This window comes from Paraburkholderia piptadeniae (assembly GCF_900007165.1).
GTDB lineage: Bacteria > Pseudomonadota > Gammaproteobacteria > Burkholderiales > Burkholderiaceae > Paraburkholderia > Paraburkholderia piptadeniae.
The window spans coordinates 1-747 of the sequence record NZ_CYGY02000257.1; the positions used below are offsets into that span (position 1 = coordinate 1).

The window sequence follows — 747 nt, forward strand, 5'->3', positions numbered from 1 at the left end:
CTTCTTGATCGATGGAAGTACAGCTGGCAGGATCTGCCCGTCAATCGAGATCATCAAAACGGCAAGTGTCGTGATCAGCAGCATGCTCCATGACGTCCAGTGAGCGCGTGGCCACCATGATTTTCTCTTCACACTGCAATCGTTCAAATTGCTCGCTGCGAATTCAATGGGCCTTTCCATCAACATCTCCTGTTTTATTCACTACTCTCGAAAATGACCGTTGGAAGCGAAATCGAAACGTTGAGTACGTCTCGGCACGTCCGATCGCATATCTCGTCGGGGAGCGCTGGCTCATTGCTTTCGTCGCATCGCGTCTTCGGTGCGCCCTTGCCAGCTCTCGCGCGAATATCGGCTAATACCGATGCCGATCGGTGGTATCCCGTTGCCCGGGTGCACCGCATCGGGTCCCCAGATGGCCTGATAGGTATCAATACATCGGCCGGCACGCTGCCATCGAAGGGTGAGGAAAAGCAAAATGCACCACCACATCGTGAGCACGACAGCCATCCATCGCGGGGCGTCGGCGAGCATCAGGCCAAGACTGATCGCGACAACTGCCAGCAGTAGCGCAGCCAGGCCCAGTATCTTGTGCAAATACTCGAATGCTTTTCGGCGAAGCGTCATATCGTAGTGATCGCCTCGCAAACCTGACCCGCTGGCGATCGCATTGCCTTGCGCCGGCTCGCCGCCCCCCTTGCTTCCGCGGAAAACCCCGGTCAGTAACTGCAGCCAGCCCGAGCCCACGAG

At 57.0% G+C, this 747-nt stretch carries 1 protein-coding gene and 1 pseudogene; both read right to left on the bottom strand.

The window, feature by feature from the left end:
- Positions 1–180, bottom strand: a 180-nt coding sequence (locus BN2476_RS47905) for a hypothetical protein (RefSeq protein ID WP_218274623.1), incomplete at its 3' end; no start/stop codon positions are given.
- 111 nt (positions 181–291) lie between these two features.
- A pseudogene (locus tag BN2476_RS46970) lies at positions 292–747 on the bottom strand (hypothetical protein); the annotation flags it as partial.